Source organism: Porcipelethomonas ammoniilytica (assembly GCF_025567485.1).
GTDB lineage: Bacteria > Bacillota > Clostridia > Oscillospirales > Ruminococcaceae > Porcipelethomonas > Porcipelethomonas ammoniilytica.
In genome coordinates this window covers 93,831-115,931 of sequence record NZ_JAOQKH010000005.1, presented here as the reverse complement: position 1 = coordinate 115,931, position 22,101 = coordinate 93,831, and the positions used below count along the sequence as shown (strand labels likewise).

At 36.3% G+C, this 22,101-nt stretch carries 20 protein-coding genes; 13 read left to right on the top strand and 7 right to left on the bottom strand.

Going from position 1 to position 22,101, the window contains the following annotated elements; translation table 11 throughout:
• Positions 1–36 precede the first annotated feature (36 nt).
• From OCV67_RS05715 to OCV67_RS05700, 4 genes are read right to left on the bottom strand one after another with little or no spacing between them, the layout of a single operon-like run.
• Entirely contained in the window at positions 37–687 is a 651-nt protein-coding gene (locus OCV67_RS05715; RefSeq protein WP_147643027.1) for a hypothetical protein, read from the bottom strand.
• Positions 688–731: 44 nt separating this feature from the next.
• Complete coding sequence (locus OCV67_RS05710; RefSeq protein ID WP_147643026.1) at positions 732–2,309, bottom strand: NAD(P)H-hydrate dehydratase; 1,578 nt, start codon at positions 2,307–2,309, stop codon at positions 732–734.
• A gap of 21 nt (positions 2,310–2,330) precedes the next feature.
• Positions 2,331–3,485, bottom strand: a complete 1,155-nt coding sequence (locus OCV67_RS05705; RefSeq protein WP_147643025.1) for an enhanced serine sensitivity protein SseB C-terminal domain-containing protein — start codon at positions 3,483–3,485, stop codon at positions 2,331–2,333.
• Between the two features lie 11 nt (positions 3,486–3,496).
• Positions 3,497–3,991 carry a DUF6106 family protein gene (locus tag OCV67_RS05700; RefSeq protein ID WP_147643024.1) on the bottom strand — a complete coding sequence of 165 codons (495 nt, stop codon included), beginning with the start codon at positions 3,989–3,991 and terminating at the stop codon, positions 3,497–3,499.
• A gap of 450 nt (positions 3,992–4,441) precedes the next feature.
• On the opposite strand from OCV67_RS05700, the gene pheS reads away from it, so the two are divergent.
• Both pheS and pheT read left to right on the top strand, forming a co-directional pair.
• Positions 4,442–5,461, top strand: a complete 1,020-nt coding sequence (gene pheS / locus OCV67_RS05695; protein ID WP_147643023.1) for a phenylalanine--tRNA ligase subunit alpha — start codon at positions 4,442–4,444, stop codon at positions 5,459–5,461.
• A gap of 13 nt (positions 5,462–5,474) precedes the next feature.
• Positions 5,475–7,871, top strand: a complete 2,397-nt coding sequence (pheT, locus tag OCV67_RS05690) for a phenylalanine--tRNA ligase subunit beta (RefSeq protein ID WP_147643022.1) — start codon at positions 5,475–5,477, stop codon at positions 7,869–7,871.
• A 41-nt stretch (positions 7,872–7,912) separates the two neighbouring features.
• Here pheT and OCV67_RS05685 read toward each other — a convergent pair whose 3' ends face one another.
• On the bottom strand, positions 7,913–9,421 hold the full coding sequence (locus OCV67_RS05685; RefSeq protein WP_147643021.1) for an oligosaccharide flippase family protein: 1,509 nt from the start codon (positions 9,419–9,421) through the stop codon (positions 7,913–7,915).
• Between the two features lie 169 nt (positions 9,422–9,590).
• Here OCV67_RS05685 and rpe point away from each other — a divergent pair, with 169 nt between their 5' ends.
• Positions 9,591–10,244: a ribulose-phosphate 3-epimerase gene (rpe, locus tag OCV67_RS05680; RefSeq protein ID WP_178085019.1), complete on the top strand. Its 654-nt coding sequence runs from the start codon at positions 9,591–9,593 to the stop codon at positions 10,242–10,244.
• Here rpe and OCV67_RS05675 read toward each other — a convergent pair.
• Positions 10,224–10,775, bottom strand: a complete 552-nt coding sequence (locus OCV67_RS05675; protein WP_147643019.1) for an adaptor protein MecA — start codon at positions 10,773–10,775, stop codon at positions 10,224–10,226. The two genes, rpe and OCV67_RS05675, sit on opposite strands and share 21 nt — an antisense overlap.
• Before the next feature lie 111 nt (positions 10,776–10,886).
• On the opposite strand from OCV67_RS05675, the gene OCV67_RS05670 reads away from it, so the two are divergent.
• The 10 genes from OCV67_RS05670 (at position 10,887) to OCV67_RS05625 (ending at position 20,729) form a co-directional block, all read left to right on the top strand.
• Positions 10,887–12,017 carry a putative glycoside hydrolase gene (locus OCV67_RS05670; RefSeq protein ID WP_147643018.1) on the top strand — a complete coding sequence of 377 codons (1,131 nt, stop codon included), beginning with the start codon at positions 10,887–10,889 and terminating at the stop codon, positions 12,015–12,017.
• Between the two features lie 171 nt (positions 12,018–12,188).
• Entirely contained in the window at positions 12,189–13,001 is an 813-nt protein-coding gene (gene speD / locus OCV67_RS05665) for an adenosylmethionine decarboxylase (RefSeq protein ID WP_178085018.1), read from the top strand.
• Positions 13,002–13,016: 15 nt separating this feature from the next.
• Positions 13,017–14,468, top strand: coding sequence for an aminotransferase class I/II-fold pyridoxal phosphate-dependent enzyme (locus OCV67_RS05660; RefSeq protein ID WP_147643016.1), 1,452 nt, complete (start codon positions 13,017–13,019; stop codon positions 14,466–14,468).
• Positions 14,468–15,328 carry a polyamine aminopropyltransferase gene (gene speE, locus OCV67_RS05655; protein ID WP_147643015.1) on the top strand — a complete coding sequence of 287 codons (861 nt, stop codon included), beginning with the start codon at positions 14,468–14,470 and terminating at the stop codon, positions 15,326–15,328. Before OCV67_RS05660 ends, speE begins: the two co-directional genes overlap by 1 nt.
• Before the next feature lies 1 nt (position 15,329).
• Positions 15,330–16,184 carry an agmatinase gene (speB, locus tag OCV67_RS05650; protein ID WP_147643014.1) on the top strand — a complete coding sequence of 285 codons (855 nt, stop codon included), beginning with the start codon at positions 15,330–15,332 and terminating at the stop codon, positions 16,182–16,184.
• 1 nt (position 16,185) lies between these two features.
• Complete coding sequence (locus OCV67_RS05645) at positions 16,186–17,100, top strand: YwqG family protein (protein ID WP_147643013.1); 915 nt, start codon at positions 16,186–16,188, stop codon at positions 17,098–17,100.
• 25 nt (positions 17,101–17,125) lie between these two features.
• On the top strand, positions 17,126–18,328 hold the full coding sequence (locus OCV67_RS05640; protein WP_147643012.1) for a saccharopine dehydrogenase family protein: 1,203 nt from the start codon (positions 17,126–17,128) through the stop codon (positions 18,326–18,328).
• Positions 18,329–18,355: 27 nt separating this feature from the next.
• Positions 18,356–18,667, top strand: coding sequence for a YbjQ family protein (locus OCV67_RS05635; RefSeq protein WP_147643011.1), 312 nt, complete (start codon positions 18,356–18,358; stop codon positions 18,665–18,667).
• A gap of 21 nt (positions 18,668–18,688) precedes the next feature.
• Positions 18,689–19,849: a carboxynorspermidine decarboxylase gene (gene nspC, locus OCV67_RS05630; protein WP_147643010.1), complete on the top strand. Its 1,161-nt coding sequence runs from the start codon at positions 18,689–18,691 to the stop codon at positions 19,847–19,849.
• On the top strand, positions 19,839–20,729 hold the full coding sequence (locus OCV67_RS05625) for a radical SAM protein (RefSeq protein WP_147643009.1): 891 nt from the start codon (positions 19,839–19,841) through the stop codon (positions 20,727–20,729). The genes nspC and OCV67_RS05625 overlap by 11 nt, the downstream gene beginning before the upstream one ends.
• Before the next feature lie 96 nt (positions 20,730–20,825).
• On the opposite strand, the gene OCV67_RS05620 is transcribed toward OCV67_RS05625, so the two are convergent.
• Positions 20,826–22,037 (bottom strand): iron-containing alcohol dehydrogenase, encoded by a 1,212-nt coding sequence (locus OCV67_RS05620; RefSeq protein WP_147643008.1) that lies wholly within the window; start codon positions 22,035–22,037, stop codon positions 20,826–20,828.
• Positions 22,038–22,101 lie beyond the last annotated feature (64 nt).

The window sequence follows — 22,101 nt, the reverse complement described above, 5'->3', positions numbered from 1 at the left end:
CGGAAAGAAAACATAATTTCTTTCCGGGTTTTATTTTTATTCTGCCTGTGTTTCCTCCATTTCTTCCAAAGCTGATGTTTCACTTTGCATTTCGTTTTGTTCTTCACTTTCAGAAACAACCGTTTCAGTCGGTACATTCTCCGTTGTTTCGGTTGTTTCAGTCATACCTGAACCGTTTTCCTGAAAATCAGTAAATATAATTTCTAAATTAAGATTTGACATGCTAAATCCTATAAGCACTCCTGTCTTATCCATTTTTAACGTATATTTTCCCTGTTCTAACTCTCCCTCAACAAGTATTTCACCGTCTTTTTCCTCACCGCTAATTTCAGGAAGTTCAGCAGTAGTATCGACTACATCTATCAAAGATGAAATAATAGCTTTCAAAGGCAATGCGCTTTTAGGAACAGAAAAACTCAGTCCTTTATAAGACGCTTCTACGTTATCATCTCTGTACGACAGCAGAACGCCTGCCAAAGTATTCGGAGAAGAAAATTCCACGTCCCAGTTAGCTTTGCCAAGTCTTTTTATACTTGCCTGATACTCCTGATCGTCGTATTTTATCTGCGCACTGACTGTAAACGCTTTATTAAGCTTAGGTTCAAACTTAACATTATTTTTACTTCCGCATGCGCAAAGACCGATCATCATTACAAACGATACTAATAAAACAACAACTTTCTTCATATAAAGCTCCTTTAAATTTTTATTAAAGCTTTACATTCCTTTGCTTAATCACTCATTATATTTTTAAATGCCTCCGGCAACTCGCTGATAATATCTATAGCAGTCATGCTCTGCATTGATTTATTTTCAGCCGCCATATCCCCTGCCATGCCATGAATAAAAGTACCCAAAACGCAGGAATTCACCGCACTTATTCCCTGTGCCGCAAGAGAAGCTGTTATTCCGCTTAAAACATCACCGCTGCCCCCTTTTCCCATTCCGGGATTTCCGGTCTGATTAACATAAACATTATTTTTTTCAGCAATTACTGTTCCGGCTCCCTTTAATACAACAATCGCATTATATTCATTTGAAAAATTCAAAGCGGTATTCAATCTGTCAGACTGTACTTCCGCCGCACTCTTTCCGCATATTCTGCCCATCTCAGCAGGATGAGGCGTTAATATAATGCTTGACTTAACCTGTCTAATAATATCTATGCTGTCCGATATGCAATTTATTCCGTCTGCGTCTAAAATTATCGGACAATTTAAATTTTTAAGCAGCTTTTTTACCAATTCCCTGGTACCGTCCGCTACTCCCAAACCGCAGCCAATAAGTACGGCTGTAGCTTTTTCTGCCGCATTTATAATTTTATCGTAATTATTTACCGATATAAAACCGTTTTCATCTGATTCAAGAGGTTCCAGCATAGCCTCCGGAAGACGGCTTGCAATTACTGGGGTGATAGCCTTTACCGTGGCAATTTGTAACAGTCCGACTCCGCTTCTTGCTGCTGCTTCAGCCGCCATAATACATGCTCCCGGCATTTTTTCACTGCCGCACACAATAAGCAGTCTTCCATAGTTTCCTTTATGGGAATCTGATTTCTTCGGCGGAATTATATATTTTAGCTCGAAGCTGTTTGCACGTCGTATTATATAATCAAAATTTTCTGTATACTCCTTCCGAATACCTATATCTGCGCATGATATCTGTCCGCAGTATTCTTTCAGCGGATACTGCGTCATACCAAACTTTTCAAATCCGAAGGTTACTGTATAATCCGCTTTGAGAGTACCCTCCGATATTTTTCCAGTGCAGCAGTCTCCTCCGCTTGGAACGTCCGCAGCAATTACAGTGAATTGACGTCCTATTTCATGTCCGCAGTATTTTTTGATTTGACAAACGTCAAAAATTCTGCGTACATGTTCCGGAAGCTCACCGTGAAAACCTGTACCGAACACACCGTCTACAATAATTTGACATTGATTATGTTTTGATATCCTATTTAAAAGTATATTTTCATCATAAATTATTTCGACTTGATTTATGCGTGAAAAATTAAGCTTTGCGATTTCAGTTTTCGGCTCTCCGCAAAGAAGTGTCACAGCGGAATCAATCCCATACTGTTTAAGATATCTTGCCGCCACAAAACAGTCTCCTGCATTATTACCGTTACCACATAAAAAAATAATATCAAATATATGATTTTTATCCTTATTTTTTTCTATGTTAATTATACTGATTATTTTTTCAGCCAAACGCTCACCTGCTTTTTCCATGAGCATTTCATATGTATTACCGTTCCGATCTGCTTCCGCCTCAAGATATTTCATTTGTTCCGGTGTAACTATTATCATATTTTCACCACCTTGTAAAAATCAATACTTTTTCTTATAAAACGCCGACGCTCCCTTAAATGCTCTCTGAGCAAAATCTGATGAATAGTCAATAAAGTCTATAGGCATTTTATCAGCGGAAGGCAAGGCTTTTTCTGCAATTTCATTATACAATGAAGTCGGATTGTCAGGAAGCTTTCCCTCAAGCGCTACAAGATAGCTTTCTTTACCATCTTTAAGCATAATCTTCAAATATGCAGCCTCAATATAATCCTTTTCCCAGAGGCACTCTGAAATTTTTCTGACCATTTCCAACGGATAATTTTTCGGATCCCCTACAGAAACCTTTGAAGTCTCTTTACTGAAATTCTTTACCGTTTCTGCAATACTTTCAAGCATTTCATTATTTAAAATAAAATTAGCGCCATATGGATTTATAACTATACCGTCTGCTTTTCCGGCAAAACTCTGCATGTCCTTAAAACTTCCTGCCATACCGGTATATTTTGATTCCATATCATATTTTCTCAGCTCATTCCAGTCTGTAAAGAACGGATAAAAAGTTTTTCCGTCCCCGTTTTGCAGCATTGGAAATGCAATCTGACTGTCATCCGTCATATTAAATTCATTTCCCGTATTTTTACCTAATTTAATCTTAGAAGTATCTGCCGGAATAATATATTCTGCCTTGAATATCTCACTGAATAAAAGCTGCCACATCTGAGGATTTGCCGGCTGCTTGGAATTCTCCTGTAAAAACCAGTTAAATGTTCTCATAAGATCCCTATTCACTATAAGCTTTGTATCTTTAGGCATATTTTCAATATCCGGCTTTTGAATAATATCAAATAAATCTAATGTCAGATATGTCTGACCATTATCTATAACAATACATTCAAATCCGCATCTGTACAGATCTCCCAAAAATGCCATTCTATATTCTGAAGTATTTTCCACAGATTTAACTTTAATACCTCTTTGCTCAGCATATACATAATATTTGTCAAAGTAATCCTTCTCACTGAAAATATACGCTGCCGCTCTTCCCTTTTCGTTGCCTAAATAGTAATTATTTGAAGCTTCTGAAAAAGCAACCCATATTTTTTCAATATTTTGAATTTCTTTAATAATTCGTATATATAACTCCTGATTTTTATTTTTGTTAAATTTTACTATCAATTCTTGTAATACTGACATATTTTTACTCCTTATCTATATTTTATGGTTCTTGGTAAATATGGTTTAATACATTGTAAAATTTTTTCATTAGGTGAAAAAATTAATCTTGCCGTACCATACTGCTCATTTTTAAAATCTGCAAAAAACGGTTTTTCTTCATCTCCTACTGCTAAAATAGTAGTACCTCCGAAATTATCATTCTGAAAATTATAGCTTCCAAAATCAGTAAATTCCTTCACATCTACAGAAAGAAGCGTTACTCTTTTGCGTTTTGCTATAATTTTATCAATATCAAGCGAACCGTTTGTAACCGTGTATTCATACTCAATATTCATTCCCTTAAGCAGCCAGTAGGCTCCATATGCTGCCCCGACTGCGGCTATAAAAGCAATCGGCATAATAAATATTGTAACGTACAAAAGCACAGCAATTAACAATACTCCGCCGGCAGCAATACCGAATTTTTTCATCTGATCTGAGGAATTTGTTTGTTTTACTACTAATTGTTCAGCATATGTATCCATATAAATTCTCCCTTTTACAAATCATTTCATTTATGTGAATCCGTTATTACGTTAATTATAACACAGTTTCAAAAAAACTTCAACAAAACACTTGCTTTTTTTTTAATAATTGTATATAATATAAAGTAACATGCTGACTGAGAGAGTAAGTATTCCCATTATAAAACTTCAGAGAGAAACAGTCTGCGGCTGAAAGCTGTTTCGTTTTCAGGAATACTGAAGTTCACTCACGAGTGGCAGAACCGAAGTATTATTTATTAATTAAATATATTGTAAGTTCTGACGTATGATCTGCGTTAAAGATCGGAGAGTGTCGGCTCTTTAGAAATGGGTGGTTTATAAGCAAGTATGTCTTGTCCTGTTTAGGGCAGGGCTTTTTTTATGCAGTCTTTAACTGATTGCTCTATATTATAATCCGACAAATAATTTATATTTTTATGAGGTGATTTAATGAAACAGCAGCTGGAAAATATTGAAAATGCAGCTATGACAGAAGCGTCCTCAAGCGATTCCATAAAAGCTTTGGACGAACTGAGAATCAAATATCTCGGTAAAAAAGGCGAACTTACTGCTATTTTAAAACAGATGGGAAAGCTTTCTGCTGAAGAGCGTCCGGTAATAGGGCAACTGGCAAATAAGGTAAGACAGGATATTGAAGAAGCCATTACAAGTAAAATGTCAGCGCTCAAAGCCAAGGAAAAAGAACGCAAAATGGCTGCGGAATCAATTGACATTACTCTTCCCGGCAAACAACAAAGCATCGGTAAACTACATCCGCTGAAAATTGTTGAAAATGAAATCAAAGAAATCTTTCTCGGTATGGGATTCAGTGTTGCAGACGGTCCTGAAGTCGAATATGATTACTATAACTTCGAGGCACTTAATCTTCCGCCTGACCATCCTGCAAGAGATACACAGGATACATTCTACATCACAGACAATATTCTTCTGAGAACTCAGACTTCTTCCGTACAGGTACATGTTATGGAAAACCAGAAGCCTCCTATCAGAATTATTTCACCTGGCTGCGTTTACCGTTCAGATGCTGTTGATGCTACACACTCCCCTCTTTTCCACCAGATCGAAGGACTTGTTGTTGATAAGGGAATTACTATGTCTGATCTGAAAGGTACTTTAGAAACTCTTATGAAAAAGCTTTACGGCAATGACTGCAAGATCAGACTCAGACCTCATCACTTCCCGTTTACTGAACCAAGTGCAGAAGTTGATGTTATGTGCTTCAACTGTCACGGCGAAGGCTGCCGTATCTGTAAGGGAGAAGGTTACATTGAACTTCTCGGTGCGGGTATGGTTCATCCTAAGGTTCTTGAAGGCTGCGGTATTGACAGCAGTGTTTATTCGGGATTTGCTTTCGGTATGGGTCTTGAAAGAATCGTCATGAGAAGATTTAATATAAGCGATATGCGTCTTCTTTTTGAAAATGACTTAAGATTCTTAGAACAGTTTTAATAGGAGGTAAAGTATGGATTTATCAATGAAATGGATCAACGATTATGTCGATCTAAAAAATATAGATATAAAGCAGTTCTGCCATGAAATGACTATGAGCGGTTCAAAAGTCGAAGGCTATGAAACTGAGGGCAGTGAAATTTCAAATGTTGTCATCGGAAAGCTTCTTTCCGTTGTTCCTCATGAAAATTCTGATCATCTTGTTGTATGTCAGGTGGAAGTGGGAAAAGACGCTCCGATCCAGATCGTTACAGGCGCTCCGAATGTTAAAGCAGGCGATATTGTTCCGGTTGCTCTGGACGGATCTACCCTTCCGGGCGGAATCAAAATAAAAAAAGGTAAGCTCAGAGGTGTTGAAAGCAACGGTATGCTTTGCTCCTTAGGCGAGCTTGGTCTTACAGTACACGATTTCCCTTACGCTATTGAAGACGGTATCTTTATTATTGAAGAAGATTGCAATATCGGTGAAGATATTCATGAAGCTTTAGGTCTTAACGATACTTCCGTTGAATTTGAAATTACTTCAAACCGTCCTGACTGTCTCTCTGTTACAGGTCTTGCAAGAGAAGCGTCTGCAACCTTTAATCTGCCGCTTAATATTCCCGTACCGTCTTTTAAAGGCATTGACGGGGATATCAATGAAATGCTCAAAGTGGATATAAAAAACACTGAAAGCTGCAAGCGTTATTGTGCAGGTATCGTAAAAAATGTTAAAATCGAACCGTCTCCAAGATGGATGAGAGAAAGACTCAGAGCAAGCGGTATCAGACCGATAAACAACTTTGTTGATATTACTAATTACGTAATGCTGGAATACGGTCAGCCTATGCATGCTTTTGATTTAAGATATGTAAAGGATTCACATATCAACGTCAGAAATGCTGTAAACGGTGAAAAGATCACTACACTTGACGGTGTCGAACGTGAATTAACAGATGAAATGCTTGTTATTGCAGACTCCGAAAAGCCTGTTGCAGTTGCCGGTGTAATGGGCGGCGAATACAGCGGAATCATGGACGATACAACAACAGTAGTATTTGAATCAGCTTACTTTGAACCAGTTCAGGTAAGAAGAACTTCAAAGAAACTCGGTCTTAGATCAGACGCTTCCGCTCGCTATGAAAAGGGCGTTGATACTCTTATCAGCATGACTTGCTTAAACAGAGCCTTTGAACTTGTTGAAATGCTTGGTGCAGGCGAAGTTGTTAAAACTGTTATAGATAAGGATTTTACAGATAAAAATCTTAAAACAGTTGATTTTAGCTCGGAATGGATTAACAATTTCCTTGGTACTGATATTTCGGAAACCGATATGATCAAATATCTGAATTCTCTGGGATTTTCTGTTGAAAACGGTAAAGTTATCTCACCAAGCTTCAGAATTGACATAGAATACAAAGCCGATATTGCAGAAGAGGTTGCAAGGATATACGGATACAACAATATTCCGTCTACCCCTTTCAAGGGTGTTGCCGAAGCTGAATACACTCCGGAACAGAAATTCACAAGAACTATTGAAAATACAATGACCGCTCTCGGTTGTTATGAAATTTCTACATTTTCATTTATTTCACCAAAGTATTTTGATAAAATAAACCTTCCCGCTGACAGCAAACTCAGAAAAACAGAAACAATTATCAATCCACTCGGTGAAGACACAAGCGTTATGAGAACTACGATTATTCCGTCAATGCTTGAAATTCTTTCAAAAAATTATAACAACAGAAATGCAGAAGCAAAATTATTTGAACTGGGTAAGGAATACCTCCCTACTGAAGCTGATAAGCTTCCTGAAGAACCGCTTCGTCTTGCTATCGGTATGTACGGCGGCAATATAGATTTCTATGATATCAAGGGTGTTGCAGATGCTCTGCTTAAAACAATAAGAATTTATGATTGTGATTATGTAAGAACTTCCGATTCAGACGCTTTTGACGAAGCAAGTGCTTTCCACCCGGGAAGAAGCGCCGTAATTTTAAAGGACGGCAAAGCAATCGGTATTCTTGGTGAAATCCATCCTGATGTTGCGGAAAACTACGGAATTGAAGTCAAGGTTTATGCGGCAAAGCTTAATGTTCCCGAAATGCTGAAACTTTCTGAAAAGGAAGTAACATATAAGCCTATGCCGAAATTCCCTGCTACTACACGAGATTTGAGTCTTATATGCGATGATAACCTTCCAGCCGCATCAATTGAAAAGGCCATAAAAAAAGCGGCAGGAAAAGTTCTGGAAAAGGTTACATTATTTGACGTATATAAAGGTAAGCAGATCGAAGAAGGAAAGAAAAGTATTTCCTATTCTATCAGCATGCGTTCTCATGACGGTACACTCACAGATGAACAGGCTGATTCAGTTATGAAAAAGGTACTGAAAGCACTTAAAGACATAGGTGCAGATCTTAGAATGTAAATTTATATTAAAAAATTGCCCGCCTGTAACGGCGGGTTAATTTATCTTAATTCCAATTCCAAACGATCTTCCGTAAGTCGGTAAATAAGCTTTTGTATAACTATGTAAAGAACAAGTGTAAGGCAGGCAAATATAATTGTTTCAACTAAAAAATTCAGATTATCAAGATGTATTAACCTATCTGTTACAGCAACGATCTGCATTGATAATACTGCTGAAATAATCGGTATTATAAGATTATCTGAAAAACTGAATTTTATTCCGGTTATTTTAATTATCATAATCATTCTGGTTATATTACATACTATATTGCTAGCCAAATAAGATATTACTATACCGTAAAATCCGAATATCGGAACGCAAATAAGCAGTACTGAAATTCTGATGGTATACTCAACAAGGTAATTCAGCGAAGAAAAACTATGCTTACCCATTCCCTTTAATATACCTTCAAGTATTATTTCAAGATATATAAAAGGTACTGCCGGAGCTAAAATAGAAATAATTTTTCCTGCAAAATAGTCTCCGCTCATAATATAACCTATTTCTTTGCCGAAACATAAAAAAATCACCGCTGTAAAAATAGAAAAACTGAAAGTGTATCTCAATACTTTATTTATAAGTCTTGCATTTCCGGCAGAATTATCCGCACTGCGTTCTCTTGCCAGTTCGGGAACTAGAATACCGGACAAACTGCAAAGTATACTGGACGGAAAAAACAATGCCGGAATAACTATGGCTTCAAATATACCAAACTGACTGAAAGCTTCGGAAGTAGAATTACCGTATTGCTTTAAAGTCAGCGGAACAAGGGCGTCATTGGCGCTGCTCAGAACAGAGGTAACGATACTGTTGAAAAAAATCGGAACAGATGAAACAACAAACTTTTGAAAACGTATTGAGCATTCACATCCGCACGACTTATGCAGTTTAAGATAAAAAAACACAAGAACAAGACAGCTTACAATTTGTCCGGCAGCTATACTGACTGCAAATGCAGTAAGCGTATTAATTTTTCCGTTCAAAATCATAAATTCTGCAAAAAATGCAAATAACCCTGATTTAACCAGAAATTCCAATGTACTTCCGGCTGCTGCTACTGAAACGTTCCTTACAGCATTAAAGTATCCTTTTAAACTCGAATTTATAGAAGCAACAGGCAGTATCATTGCCAGAATTCTTATAGGAACAATTAACTGATCCGTTTTAAGAATTCTTGTACTTATTAATTCAGAAAAAGAAAATACTATTATTCCTATTACAATGCTTAACGTTACAGAGCTCACTACGGAATACTTGAATACTTTATTTGGATTACCGTTTTTCTTCCCTATTTCTTCGGAAATAAATCTGCTTGAACTTAAATAAATATTTCCGCTGGATATAATTGTCACGAAACCAAAAAACGATCCGATCAAAGAAATCATACCCATAAATGAGGAACCAAGTTTTCTGGTTACAAAAACATTTAAAAGCAAAGACAAGCCTTGAAGTATCAGTTCAATTGCTGTCAGAAAAAACGTGTCCCTTATAATTTTATGCTTATTCATTTATTTTCCTCCTGACAAGTTGACTTATTAAAGTCTATTACAGAATCAGGAGAATAATTCTTTAATTAAACTTTATTTTTATTGACGTTATTGAAAATTTCATATATAATAAATATTGAGCCTGTTTTTACAGGAAATTTGCACATTTATTAGACTCGGAGGTTAAATCGTGAAAAAATTAGTGTCTGTTTCAATACTCAGCGCCGACTTCCTCAATCTTAAAGAAGAACTTGACAAAGTAAAAGACAGCGGCGCCGATATGATTCATTTTGACGTAATGGACGGAATATTTGTAAATAATATTTCTTTTGGGTTTCCTGTTTTAAAAGCTGTCGATCAATATTCCGATATGTGCCTTGACGTACATCTTATGATCGCAGATCCGCTAAAATATATCGGACAATGCGCCGCAAACGGAGCCGATATTATTACATTTCATATAGAAAGCGCCAGCAATACTGATGATACTATCAAAGCAATAAAAAAAGCAAATGCCAAAGTAGGACTGTCCATTAAACCCGATACTCCTTTTGAAGATGTTATACCTTATCTTGACAAAATAGATTTACTGCTTATTATGACCGTGGAACCCGGATTCGGGGGACAGTCTTTTATTACTGATACACTAAAAAAAATACATACCGCAAAAAAATATATTTCAGAACACAATCTCGATGTTAAAATACAAGTTGACGGCGGCATAAATGCTGAAACTGCCGCTCTTGCCGGAAATGCCGGAGCAGATATAATGGTTGCCGGAAGCTATATATTTAAAAGTAAAAATTTACAAGATGCTGTTGCCTCACTCACTGGTGAACAGTGACACCTTTTCAACAGCTTCCTCATCATAAACACACTTAAAATATTCGTTAGTCGCTCCTGTATTTATTTCATTACCGCTGATGATAATGCCATATGACGACGAAATCTTTACAATTTTATCTAAATCGTCTTTAATACCTAAAATCAATCTGATATAATGATTATTACAGTACAGCTTACTGAATTTTATACTGGACGGAAAATTAATGCTTAGGTAATCACATAAACCCTTCAGGGATTCAAAATTTTCAAACTGACATATAATGTTTTTTCTTATACGTCTTTTCTCTGAAATTTTTGAAGAACATGAAATAAAAATAAGACATCCGTTTTTCTTTGAAAAAACTTCAACATACAATTTCTCATTATTTATTACTATCCCCAATAATTCATTAATTTCATCTGAAAGTATAAGTATCAGATTTTTTATACACTCGGTGTCTATATACGCAAAATTTATATCAAATCTATCCATATCATTTTTATCAAGATATATCTTTATTGCATAATCATTTAATTTATTAATTGTCATTACTTATCCTCCATTATTATAATTGCCAGAAAAACAATATATAATTATTTTATTCATTAAAATTTTAAGTGTGTTATTTTTTAGTAAAATACATTTATCGGAGACACAAAAATGAAAAAGAAAAAAAACGTATATAAACCTAAACGGCATCCTCATCTTGCCGGAAACATCTTATCGCTGTTTTTTACCCTCTTAATCGCATCATTTTTTATTGTTATCGGATACAGCGTTGCAAAGCCCTTCGGTGAAATAGGAGAAGTTAAAAACAGCAGCAGTTCCCCAGACAGTACTGTAATTACAGAAAGCTACGGCAAGGATACTGAAAATATTTCAAAAGGAACTAAAGCGTATTGGATAAAGGATATGGAAATAGAAAGTCTTGAAGCACTTGACAGTATTCTTGATAAAGTAGATAAAAATTATAATATGGTCGTTATCCCTTTGAAAATAGAAGGCGGAAAACTAAATTATAATTCATCAAACGAAGGTGCTGTTCTTGCAGAATCCGGTAATGAAATTCCAATATCTTCAATAACTGAAGCTGTAAAAAGCTACGGTTTTACTCCGGTTGCTTCCGTCAATGCAATGCAGGATAATTTATATCCAAAAGCAAACAAAAACGCAGGCTTTCTAATTAAATCAACAAAAACATTATGGCTTGATTCCCCACAAAAGGATAAAGGCAAGCCGTGGATAGATCCGGCTTCTTCCGATACTAGGGAATACTTATCCTCTCTCAGCGGAGAAATCGCTCAGGCAGGATTTGAATATATTATAAGCACAAATGTCGAATATCCGGCATTCAGTGAAAATGCACTCAATGAAATCGGTGAAAGCGTCACTGACAGCGACCGCTACCTTAATTTAATAGACATTGTAAATTCAATGAATAAAACTGCCGAGGACAAAGGAAGTAAAATGTGGATAGAAATATCGGCTTACGACATGCTGACCGGAACCTGTGAAGCTTTTCAGCCCATTTTGCTGAATACCCAAAAATATGTACTTAAAATTGATCTGAGTAAGTTTAATTCGGAAATTGTATGTAACGGTAAAAAAATTGATTTTTCTTCCATGACAATCAGTGAAAAAATAAAAACGATTTGTGAGGAGACAGAAAACTCAATATATAAAACGTCGTTTATTCCTGAGATCACTTCCCTTACACTGACAAATCAACAAATAGAAACTATTTTCAGTACATTTGAGGAAATGAAATATGATTCTTTTATAATCAGATAAATAATATTTAATTTATAATAATCTCCCGTCCTTTGTGTATTCGGGAGATTTTTTCTCAAATTATAAAAACATTAAAAAAAATCTGTTAAATATTACAAATATCATTGCATTTCATAAGAAAATATGATAAAATAAATTCCTGTAAACAAAATATAATTTAATTGAAAGGCCGTGATGTTAGGGTTGGAAAAAAAGTTGGCATTGTATGGATTTAATAATCTAACAAAGACTTTAAGCTTTAATATTTATGATGTCTGCTATGCTAAAAGTAAACGTGAACAAATTGATTATATCAGATATATTGACGAACAGTATAACTCTGAACGCCTTACAAAAATACTATGTGACGTAACCAAAATGATTGGTGCTACCATTTTAAATATATCAAAACAAGACTATGATCCTCAAGGGGCTTCTGTAAATATTCTTATCGCAGAAGGACATGTCAGTCCGGAAAACATTGACAAATCCTGTAATCAGGGACTTAATTTCGGTCAGAATGACACTATACACGCTCACCTTGATAAAAGTCATGTTACTGTCCATACATTTCCTGAATCCCATCCGGAAAATACTGTATGTACATTCAGAGTTGATATTGATGTTTCAACATGCGGAGAAATTTCTCCTCTGAATACTTTAGACTATCTTATCAGCAGTTTTGATTCTGATATTATAACGATTGATTACCGTGTCAGAGGTTTTACACGAGACATGTGCGGCAAAAAATATTATATAGATCACGATATTACATCAATTCAGGATTACATTGATGAAAAAACACTTACTAAATACGATGCTATAGATGTAAACGTATATCAATCCAATATCTTTCATACTAAAATGCTGATTAAAGAAATTCAGCTCCAGAATTATCTCTTCAATACTGATGTGTATGAACTGCCTCCTAAAGAAAGACTTGATATTACCAACAGCTTAAGAAGAGAAATGATTGAGATTTTCAGCGGAATGAATATTTACTGATAGGAGGCTTTCACTATGATATTTTCTCAAAGTAAGGCTCCTGTACTGGAAGCTATGACTCAGCACCTGCAAAACAGAGTCGTTCCCTTTGACGTTCCGGGACATAAGGGCGGCAGAGGAAATTCCGAACTCACCGATTTTCTTGGTAAATCCTGTCTTAAAGCCGACGTAAACTCCATGAAACCGCTGGACAACCTCTGCCACCCTGTTTCAGTTATCAAAGAAGCTCAGGATCTGGCAGCTGAAGCTTTCGGCGCAAAAACTGCATTTTTTATAGTAAATGGTACTACAGGCTCAGTTCAGACAATGATCATGACCGCCTGCAAATCCGGAGACAAGATAATTATGCCGAGAAACGTTCACAGAAGCGCTATAAATGCACTTGTTGTAAACGGCGCTATTCCTGTGTATGTAAATCCGGGTACAAACAAGGAACTTGGTATCCCATTGGGCATGTCTGTTGAAAACGTTAAAAAAGCTATTGCCGAAAATCCGGACGCAAAAGCTGTTCTTATAAATAATCCAACATATTACGGCGTATGCTCAGATCTTCGTGAAATAGTCCGTATAGCTCATGAAAATAATATGCTCGCCCTTGTGGACGAGGCTCACGGTACTCATTTTTATTTCGGAGAAAATATGCCTGTTTCCGGTATGGCTGCAGGAGCTGATATGGCTGCTGTCAGCATGCATAAAACCGGCGGATCGCTTACTCAAAGTTCCATTTTGCTTTGCGGATCAAATATTAACAGCGATTATGTACGACAGGTTATCAACCTTACTCAAACTACAAGCGGTTCATATCTTCTTATTTCATCATTGGATATTGCAAGAAAAAATCTCGCCCTAAATGGAAAATCAATTTTCAAAAAAACAGTACAGTTTGCCGAATATGCCAGAAACGAAATAAACAAGCTGGGCGGCTATTATGCTTTCGGAAATGAACTTTGCGATAATAACGCTTTTTACGATTTTGATAAAACAAAGCTTTCTGTACACACCCGTGATATAGGTCTTGCAGGCATTGAGGTATACGATATACTGCGTGATGATTACGGTATACAAATTGAATTCGGTGATATCGGCAATATTCTCGCCATTATTTCTGCCGGAGACAGAGCACTGGAAATTGAACGTCTTATATCATCACTGTCTGAAATAAAGCGTCTATATTCCAAAGATAAAACAGGAATGTTCGATCACGAATATATCAATCCGGAAGTTATTACCGCTCCGCAAAAAGCCTTTTACAGTAATAAAAGATCCGTACCGATAAATCAAAGCAGCGGTATGGTGTGCGGAGAATTTGTAATGTGTTATCCTCCGGGAATCCCGATCCTGGCGCCAGGTGAAAAAATAACAGATGAAATTATAAATTACATAAATTATGCCAAGGAAAAAGGCTGTTTTATGACCGGTACACAGGATATGAAAATTGAAAACATAAATGTGGTGGAGGATAAATAATGGAACTTTGGTATACGGAAAATCATACCGACAACGTAAAATTTTCCATAAAGGTCGATAAACATTTAAGGAGTGCTGAAAGTGAGTATCAGCGTATTGATATTTTTGAATCAAAGGAATTCGGACGTATACTGACTCTTGACGGATACTTAATGGTAACTGAAAAAGACGAGTATATATATCATGAAATGATTACTCATATTCCAATGGCTGTAAATCCTGATATAACTAACGTACTTGTTATTGGCGCAGGAGACGGCGGCACAGTAAGAGAGTTAACACGATACAATCATATAAAAAATATTGATATGGTTGAAATTGATGAAATGGTTGTAGAAATTTGTCGTGAGTATTTGCCGCAAACCGCCTGCCGTCTTACAGATCCAAGAGTACACATTTTTTATCAGGACGGACTGAGATTTGTACGCAACAAAGAAAATGAATATGACCTTATTATTGTTGATTCAACCGATCCTTTCGGCGTGGGCGAGGGACTGTTCACAAAGGAATTTTACGGCAACTGTTTCAAGGCTCTTAAAGATGACGGAATACTTGTCAATCAGCATGAAAGTACTTTCTACACTTCCTATGCCAATTCAATGAAAAGAGCGCACAGCAGAATCAAATCAACTTTTCCTATAGCTTTGGTTTATCAGGCTCATATCCCTACATATCCATCAGGACACTGGCTTTTTGGATTCGCTTCAAAAAAATACGATCCAAGAACTGATTTAAAAGCGGATTGGTGGAACAGTCTGGGAATTAAAACAAAATATTACAACACTATACTACATACAGGTTGCTTTGCTATTCCAAATAATGTAAGAGATCAGTTAAGAGAATCAGGAGAACATAAATAAAATGGAAAAAAATATTCATACTTTTATAGGCTGCGACAGCGAATATGACGAAAGTAAAATCGTTATTTTCGGTGCACCATTTGACAGTACTACATCATACCGTCCTGGAACTCGTTTTGCAAGCTCTGCTATGAGAAACGAAAGCTTCGGAATCGAAACTTACAGTCCATATCAGGATAAAGACCTTACTGATATTAAAGTCTTTGACGGCGGTGATCTTGAGCTTTGTTTCGGAAGTCCGGAATCAGCACTGAATGATATTGAAAACTTTTCTTCAAAAATACTCGGCAGCGGTAAACTTCCGTGTATGATAGGCGGAGAACATCTTGTAACACTTGGAGCAGTGCGTGCGGCAGTAAAGAAATATCCTGATCTGCATATAATTCACTTTGACGCACATGCAGATCTGAGAGATGATTATCTTGGGCAAAAGCTTTCTCACGCATGTGTTATGAGAAGATGCCATGAACTTGTTGGAGACGGTAAAATTTTTCAATTTGGTATAAGAAGCGGAGACCGTGAAGAATTTCTATGGGGTAAAAACCATGTTACCACAAATAAATTTGATTTTACAGGACTTGAAAAAATTGCAGAAAAAATTTTAAATAAACCCGTATATTTTACGCTTGACCTTGATGTTCTTGATCCGTCATGTTTCCCAGGTACTGGTACGCCTGAAGCGGGAGGAGTAAGCTTTACAGAACTTATGTCTGCAATAAAGTCTGTTTCCGCACTAAACGTTGTAGGTATTGATGTTAATGAACTCTCCCCTATGCTCGACCAGAGCGGTGCATCTACTGCCCTTGCATGCAAGCTTTTAAGAGAAATTTTATTGTATTTTTACAAGGAGAAATAAAATGGGACTATTTGATATTTTCAAAAATAAAAAAGACAGTCTGACTGAAGAAATTGACGAATACAATACAGGTCAGGACGAAAAAAAATCAAGCGATTCAAAAAATGATGAAGAAAAATATGCACTGGAAACATACCGTCAGTTAAAAGCTGAAACAAAAGTACCATGCGTTAAAATGGAGCTTAATGACGATAAACCGTCAATATTTGAAAGTAAAGTCGGAGGTTTGGGATACATTCCCCACAATGAAAAATTTCCTGCCGACAGTAAAGGCAGGCAGCTAAGACTTCTTGCACAAATTGACTGTTCAAAGGTTTCCATTGAAGAATTTCCCAAAACCGGACTTTTACAGTTCTGGATTTTGAATAATGATCTTTGCGGAGCAGATTTTGACAACAATACTAAACAGGATTCCTTTAGAATTATTTATTATAATGACATTGATACAAGCGTGACCGAAAACGAAATAAAAGCAAAATTTGAAGAAAATGAATTTGATAATGATAAAATGTTTCCGGTCAGCGGCGAATACGGTTTGATATTCAATACCGATGAGGATTCATTATCAGTTTGCGACTGTCATTTTGAAACAAAATTTGTTGAAAAATATAATCAGCTTAATACAAATAACAAAATAGAATCCTATTATGACATTACAACTGACATTGATGATATTGACGGCGATACTAACGGATTCGGACACAAAATCGGCGGTTATCCTGCATTTACACAGGAAGATCCAAGAGAAGAAGATACTTCTTATGATTTTCTTATGTTACAGCTTGACAGTGAATTCGGTGACGGAAAAGATAGAATTTTATGGGGGGACGCCGGAATCTGTAACTTCTTTATTAACAGCGCAAAACTTAAAAATCTTGATTTCAGTGATGTAATATACAACTGGGATTGTTATTAATCAAATTTGAAAGGAACTGATAAAAATGTCTAAAGCTTTAATTATAGGCGCAGGCGGCGTTGCAGGCGTTGTAATTCATAAATGCTGCCAGAACAGCGAAGTGTTTACTGAAATCTGCATAGCAAGCAGAACAAAATCAAAGTGTGATAAATTCAAGGAAGAATTACAGGATAAAACTTCAACAAAAATTTCAACCGCTCAGGTTGACGCAAATAATGTAGATGAACTGGTAGCATTAATCAATAAAGAAAAACCGGATATTGTAATAAACGTAGCGCTTCCCTATCAGGATCTGACAATTATGGATGCATGTCTGGCAACCAAAACAGATTATCTTGATACGGCAAATTACGAACCAGAAGACACCGCAAAGTTTGAATATAAATGGCAGTGGGATTATAAAGAAAGATTTGAAAAAGCCGGAATTACTGCTGTATTGGGCTGCGGTTTTGACCCCGGCGTTACAGGCGTTTTTTCTGCCTATGCACAAAAGCACTACTTTGACGAAATAAATTATATTGATATTCTGGACTGCAACGGCGGCGACCATGGTTATCCGTTTGCTACAAATTTCAATCCGGAAATCAATATACGTGAAGTTTCAGCAAAGGGCAGTTATATTGAAAACGGCAAATGGGTTGAAACTGAACCAATGGAAATCAAAAGAGTTTATAATTTTGACGAGGTCGGCGAAAAGGATATGTATCTTCTTCATCATGAAGAACTTGAATCCCTTGCTATCAATATTAAGGGTATAAAACGTATAAGATTTTTTATGACATTCGGTCAAAGCTATCTTACTCATCTGAAATGTCTTGAAAATGTAGGCATGACTTCTATTGAACCTATAATGTATGAGGGTAAAGAAATCGTTCCTCTGCAATTTCTAAAAGCAGTACTCCCCGACCCTGCTTCACTGGGTCCCAGAACTGTTGGTAAAACCAATATTGGATGTATCTGTCAGGGATTTAAAGACGGAAAACCTGTTAACTATTATGTTTACAACGTTTGCGACCATCAGGAATGCTACAAAGAAGTCGGCTCACAGGCTGTTTCATATACAACCGGCGTACCTGCAATGATAGGCGCTATGATGGTGCTGACAGGAAAATGGAAAAAAGCCGGAGTATACAATGTAGAAGAATTTGATCCGGATCCTTTTATGGACGCTCTTAACAAATGGGGACTTCCATGGAAAGAAAATTTTGATCCGGTATTGGTTGATTAATTTATAAAAACAGCAGGAGAAAATATTATGATATTGGTAAATACTGATTATATAACAGGAAAAACTTTGGAGACAATTGCTCTAGTTAAGGGAAGTACTATACAAAGCAAAAATATAGGACGTGATATAACTCAAAGTTTTAAAACTATTATCGGCGGAGAGTTAAAGGCTTATACCGAAATGATGAATGAAGCAAGAGACCTTGCAACCGACAGAATGATTAAAGAGGCTGAAAAACTTCAAGCAGACGCTATAATAAACGTTCGCTATACAACTTCTTCTGTCGTTCAGGGAGCCGCTGAAATATTGGTTTACGGAACAGCTGTAAAATTTATATAATTGTAATTAAGGTATCTGGTTATGTTTAATACAAATTTAATTAAAACACCATGCTACGTCATAGACGAAGCAAAGCTAATTAAAAACCTTGAAATACTCAAAACCGTACAGGATAGAACAGACTGCAAAATACTTCTTGCACAGAAAGCTTTTTCAAATTTTAATTTTTATCCGTTAATAGGCAAATATCTTGCAGGAACAACCGCAAGCGGTATAAATGAAGCTATGCTTTGTCATAATTATATGCCTTATGCTGAAAACCATATTTTTGCACCGGCTTTTACTGAAAAAGATATGGCAGAAATCGTAAAGATCTGCGATCATATAGTGTTTAATTCCTTTAGTCAATGGGATATGCATAAAAATACTGTTCAAAACAGCGGAAGAAATATTGAATGCGGAATAAGAATAAATCCAGAATACTCTGAAATAGAAACGGATATTTATAATCCGTGCTTCAAATATTCCAGAATGGGCGTAACACTGAAAAATTTTGATGAAAGTAAGCTTGACGGTATCAGCGGTCTGCACTTTCATACAATGTGCGAACAAAATTCCGATACACTGGAACGTACTATTAAAGTCGTTGATGAAAAGTTCGGAAAATACCTTAAACATATGAAATGGATAAATTTTGGCGGAGGTCATCATATTACAAGAGATGATTACGATATTGAAAAATTAATTGATTGTATTATGTTTTTTAAACAAAAGTATGGAATTCAGGTTTATATTGAACCCGGTGAAGCCGTTGCACTGAATGCAGGATATCTGGTTGCCAGTGTTCTGGATATTATTGAAAACGATATAAATATTGCTATTTTGGACGCTTCTGCCGCTTGTCATATGCCGGATGTATTAGAAATGCCTTATCGTCCAAATATAATCGGCAGCGGACAGCCTGATGAAAAAAAATACTCCTACCGTCTAGGAGGAAATACCTGTCTTGCAGGCGATATAATCGGAGATTATTCTTTTGATACACCGCTTAATATTAACGATAAACTGGTATTCTGTGATATGGCAATTTATACTACTGTTAAAAATAATACTTTTAATGGAATAAATCTGCCGTCTATTACAGTTCTTCGCCAAAACGGCAAAATAGAAACTTTATGTGAATTTGGATACACACATTTTGCCCAACGTTTAGGAAATGACAAATTATATCATGAATTATAATTTTTCTAGCTGTACGCTATGTCCAAAAATGTGCAGAACCGACAGAAGTAAAACATCAGGTTTCTGCGGTGCAAACGACAAAATAAAAGCCGCAAAAGCTGGTCTGCATTTATGGGAAGAACCTGCTTTAAGCGGCAGAAACGGTTCTGGAGCCGTATTTTTCTCAGGATGTTCTCTTAAATGCTGTTTTTGCCAGAATTCCCAAATAAGTCATGCAAATTTCGGCAAAGAAATAACCGTTCAAAGACTTGGCGATATATTTCTTGAACTGCAGGAACAGGGAGCTGATAATATTAATCTGGTCAGTCCTACACACTTTGTACCTTATATTATAAAAGCGCTTGATCAGGTCAGGCACAAACTGATTATTCCTATCGTATATAACAGCAGCGGATATGAACGTGTAGAAACTTTAAAATTGCTTAAAGGTTATATTGATATTTATCTTCCTGATTTAAAATATTTTTCATCTGATCTATCTGGAAAATATTCTCATGCGGCAAATTATTTTGAATTTGCGTCCAAAGCAATTCTCGAAATGCATAACCAGCAGCCAAATTTGGTATGGAACGGACTGCTTCTGAAAAAAGGACTGATTATCAGACATCTTATACTCCCCGGCTGCCGTCATGATTCTATAAAAATAATTAATTGGATTGCAGAAAATCTTCCGTCAGATTCTTTTATGATAAGTCTGATGAGCCAGTATACTCCAGATTATAACAATAATATTATTCCTGAAATAAACAGAAAAATCACAAACTTTGAATATAATTCAGTACTAAACCGAATAATAGAATTCGGTTTAAACGGCTATTCACAAGATAAAACTTCTGCATCAGCAGAGTATACTCCGGATTTTAATTTGGAGGGAATATAAAAATATAGTTAATGACAAATAAGAAAAAGGCTGCATAAAACCTATGCAGCCTTTTCATATTATCATTACTCAATTTTCAACAAGGAACAGATTGTATTAGAAATCAATTTCAAGATCATAAAAGCAAGCCTTCAGAAGCTTTTCCATTTCTTCCTGACTTGGCTGACGAGGATTAGAACCTGTACATGCATCGGCAATTGCATTTTTTGCAGTTTCAGGAAGCTTTTCCATAAATTCCTTTTCATCAATTACACTTGAATCGGCTTTAACTCCACCTGCGCCATAGAACTTAATAGCCTGCGGAATATCTAGCTGATCGTTCATACTTCTAAGCTCTGCAATAAGTGCGTCAACCAATTCTTCTGTAGTACTGCCCTTAAGATCAATGAACTTAGCAATTTCAGCATATCGTTCCGCCGCTTCGGCATTTTTGGAATTATATTTAATTACCTTAGGAAGGTACATGGCATTTGCACAGCCGTGTATAATATGGTCGCCTGTAAATGCTGCTCCTGTTTTATGAGCCATTGAATGAACAATACCCAACAGTGCATTTGAAAACGCCATACCTGCCAGACATTGTGCATCATGCATAGCAGCTCTTGAATCCATATCGCCATCATAAGATTTCTTAAGGTTTTCATGAATCATTTTAATTGCATGAAGAGCCAGAGGATCTGTATAGTTACAATGCAGTGTTGAAACATAAGCTTCAATTGCATGAGTCATAGCGTCCATACCCGTATGAGCTGTAAGCTTCTTAGGCATAGTCTCTGCAAGAGTTGGATCAACAATTGCAACATCAGGAGTTATATTAAAGTCGGCAAGCGGATATTTAATACCCTTTGAATAGTCTGTTATTACTGAAAAAGCCGTAACCTCAGTTGCAGTACCCGATGTAGACGGAATTGCGCAGAATTTAGCTTTAGTACGAAGCGTTGGAAAATTAAAAGGCGTTATCAGATCTTCAAACGACGTTTGAGGATATTCATAGAATGCCCACATTGCTTTAGCAGCGTCAATAGGAGAACCGCCGCCCATTGCAACAATCCAATCAGGCTGAAATGCCTTCATAGCATCTGCACCTTTCATAACTGTTTCAACTGAAGGATCAGGTTCTACATTTTCAAAAAGCTGTACTTCCATTCCGGCTTCTTTAAGGTAGTTTACCGCCTTATCAAGAAAACCGTTTCTCTTCATTGAACCGCCGCCTACCACAACAATTGCTTTTTTACCTGTAAGAGTTTTTAGATTTTCAAGTGCGCCTTTACCGTGATAAAGATCACGTGGTAACGTAAATCTAGCCATAGTTTTATCCTCCATTTATGTAATTTTTTCGATCAGGACTTTCGTCCTTCTACTTGTTAATTTT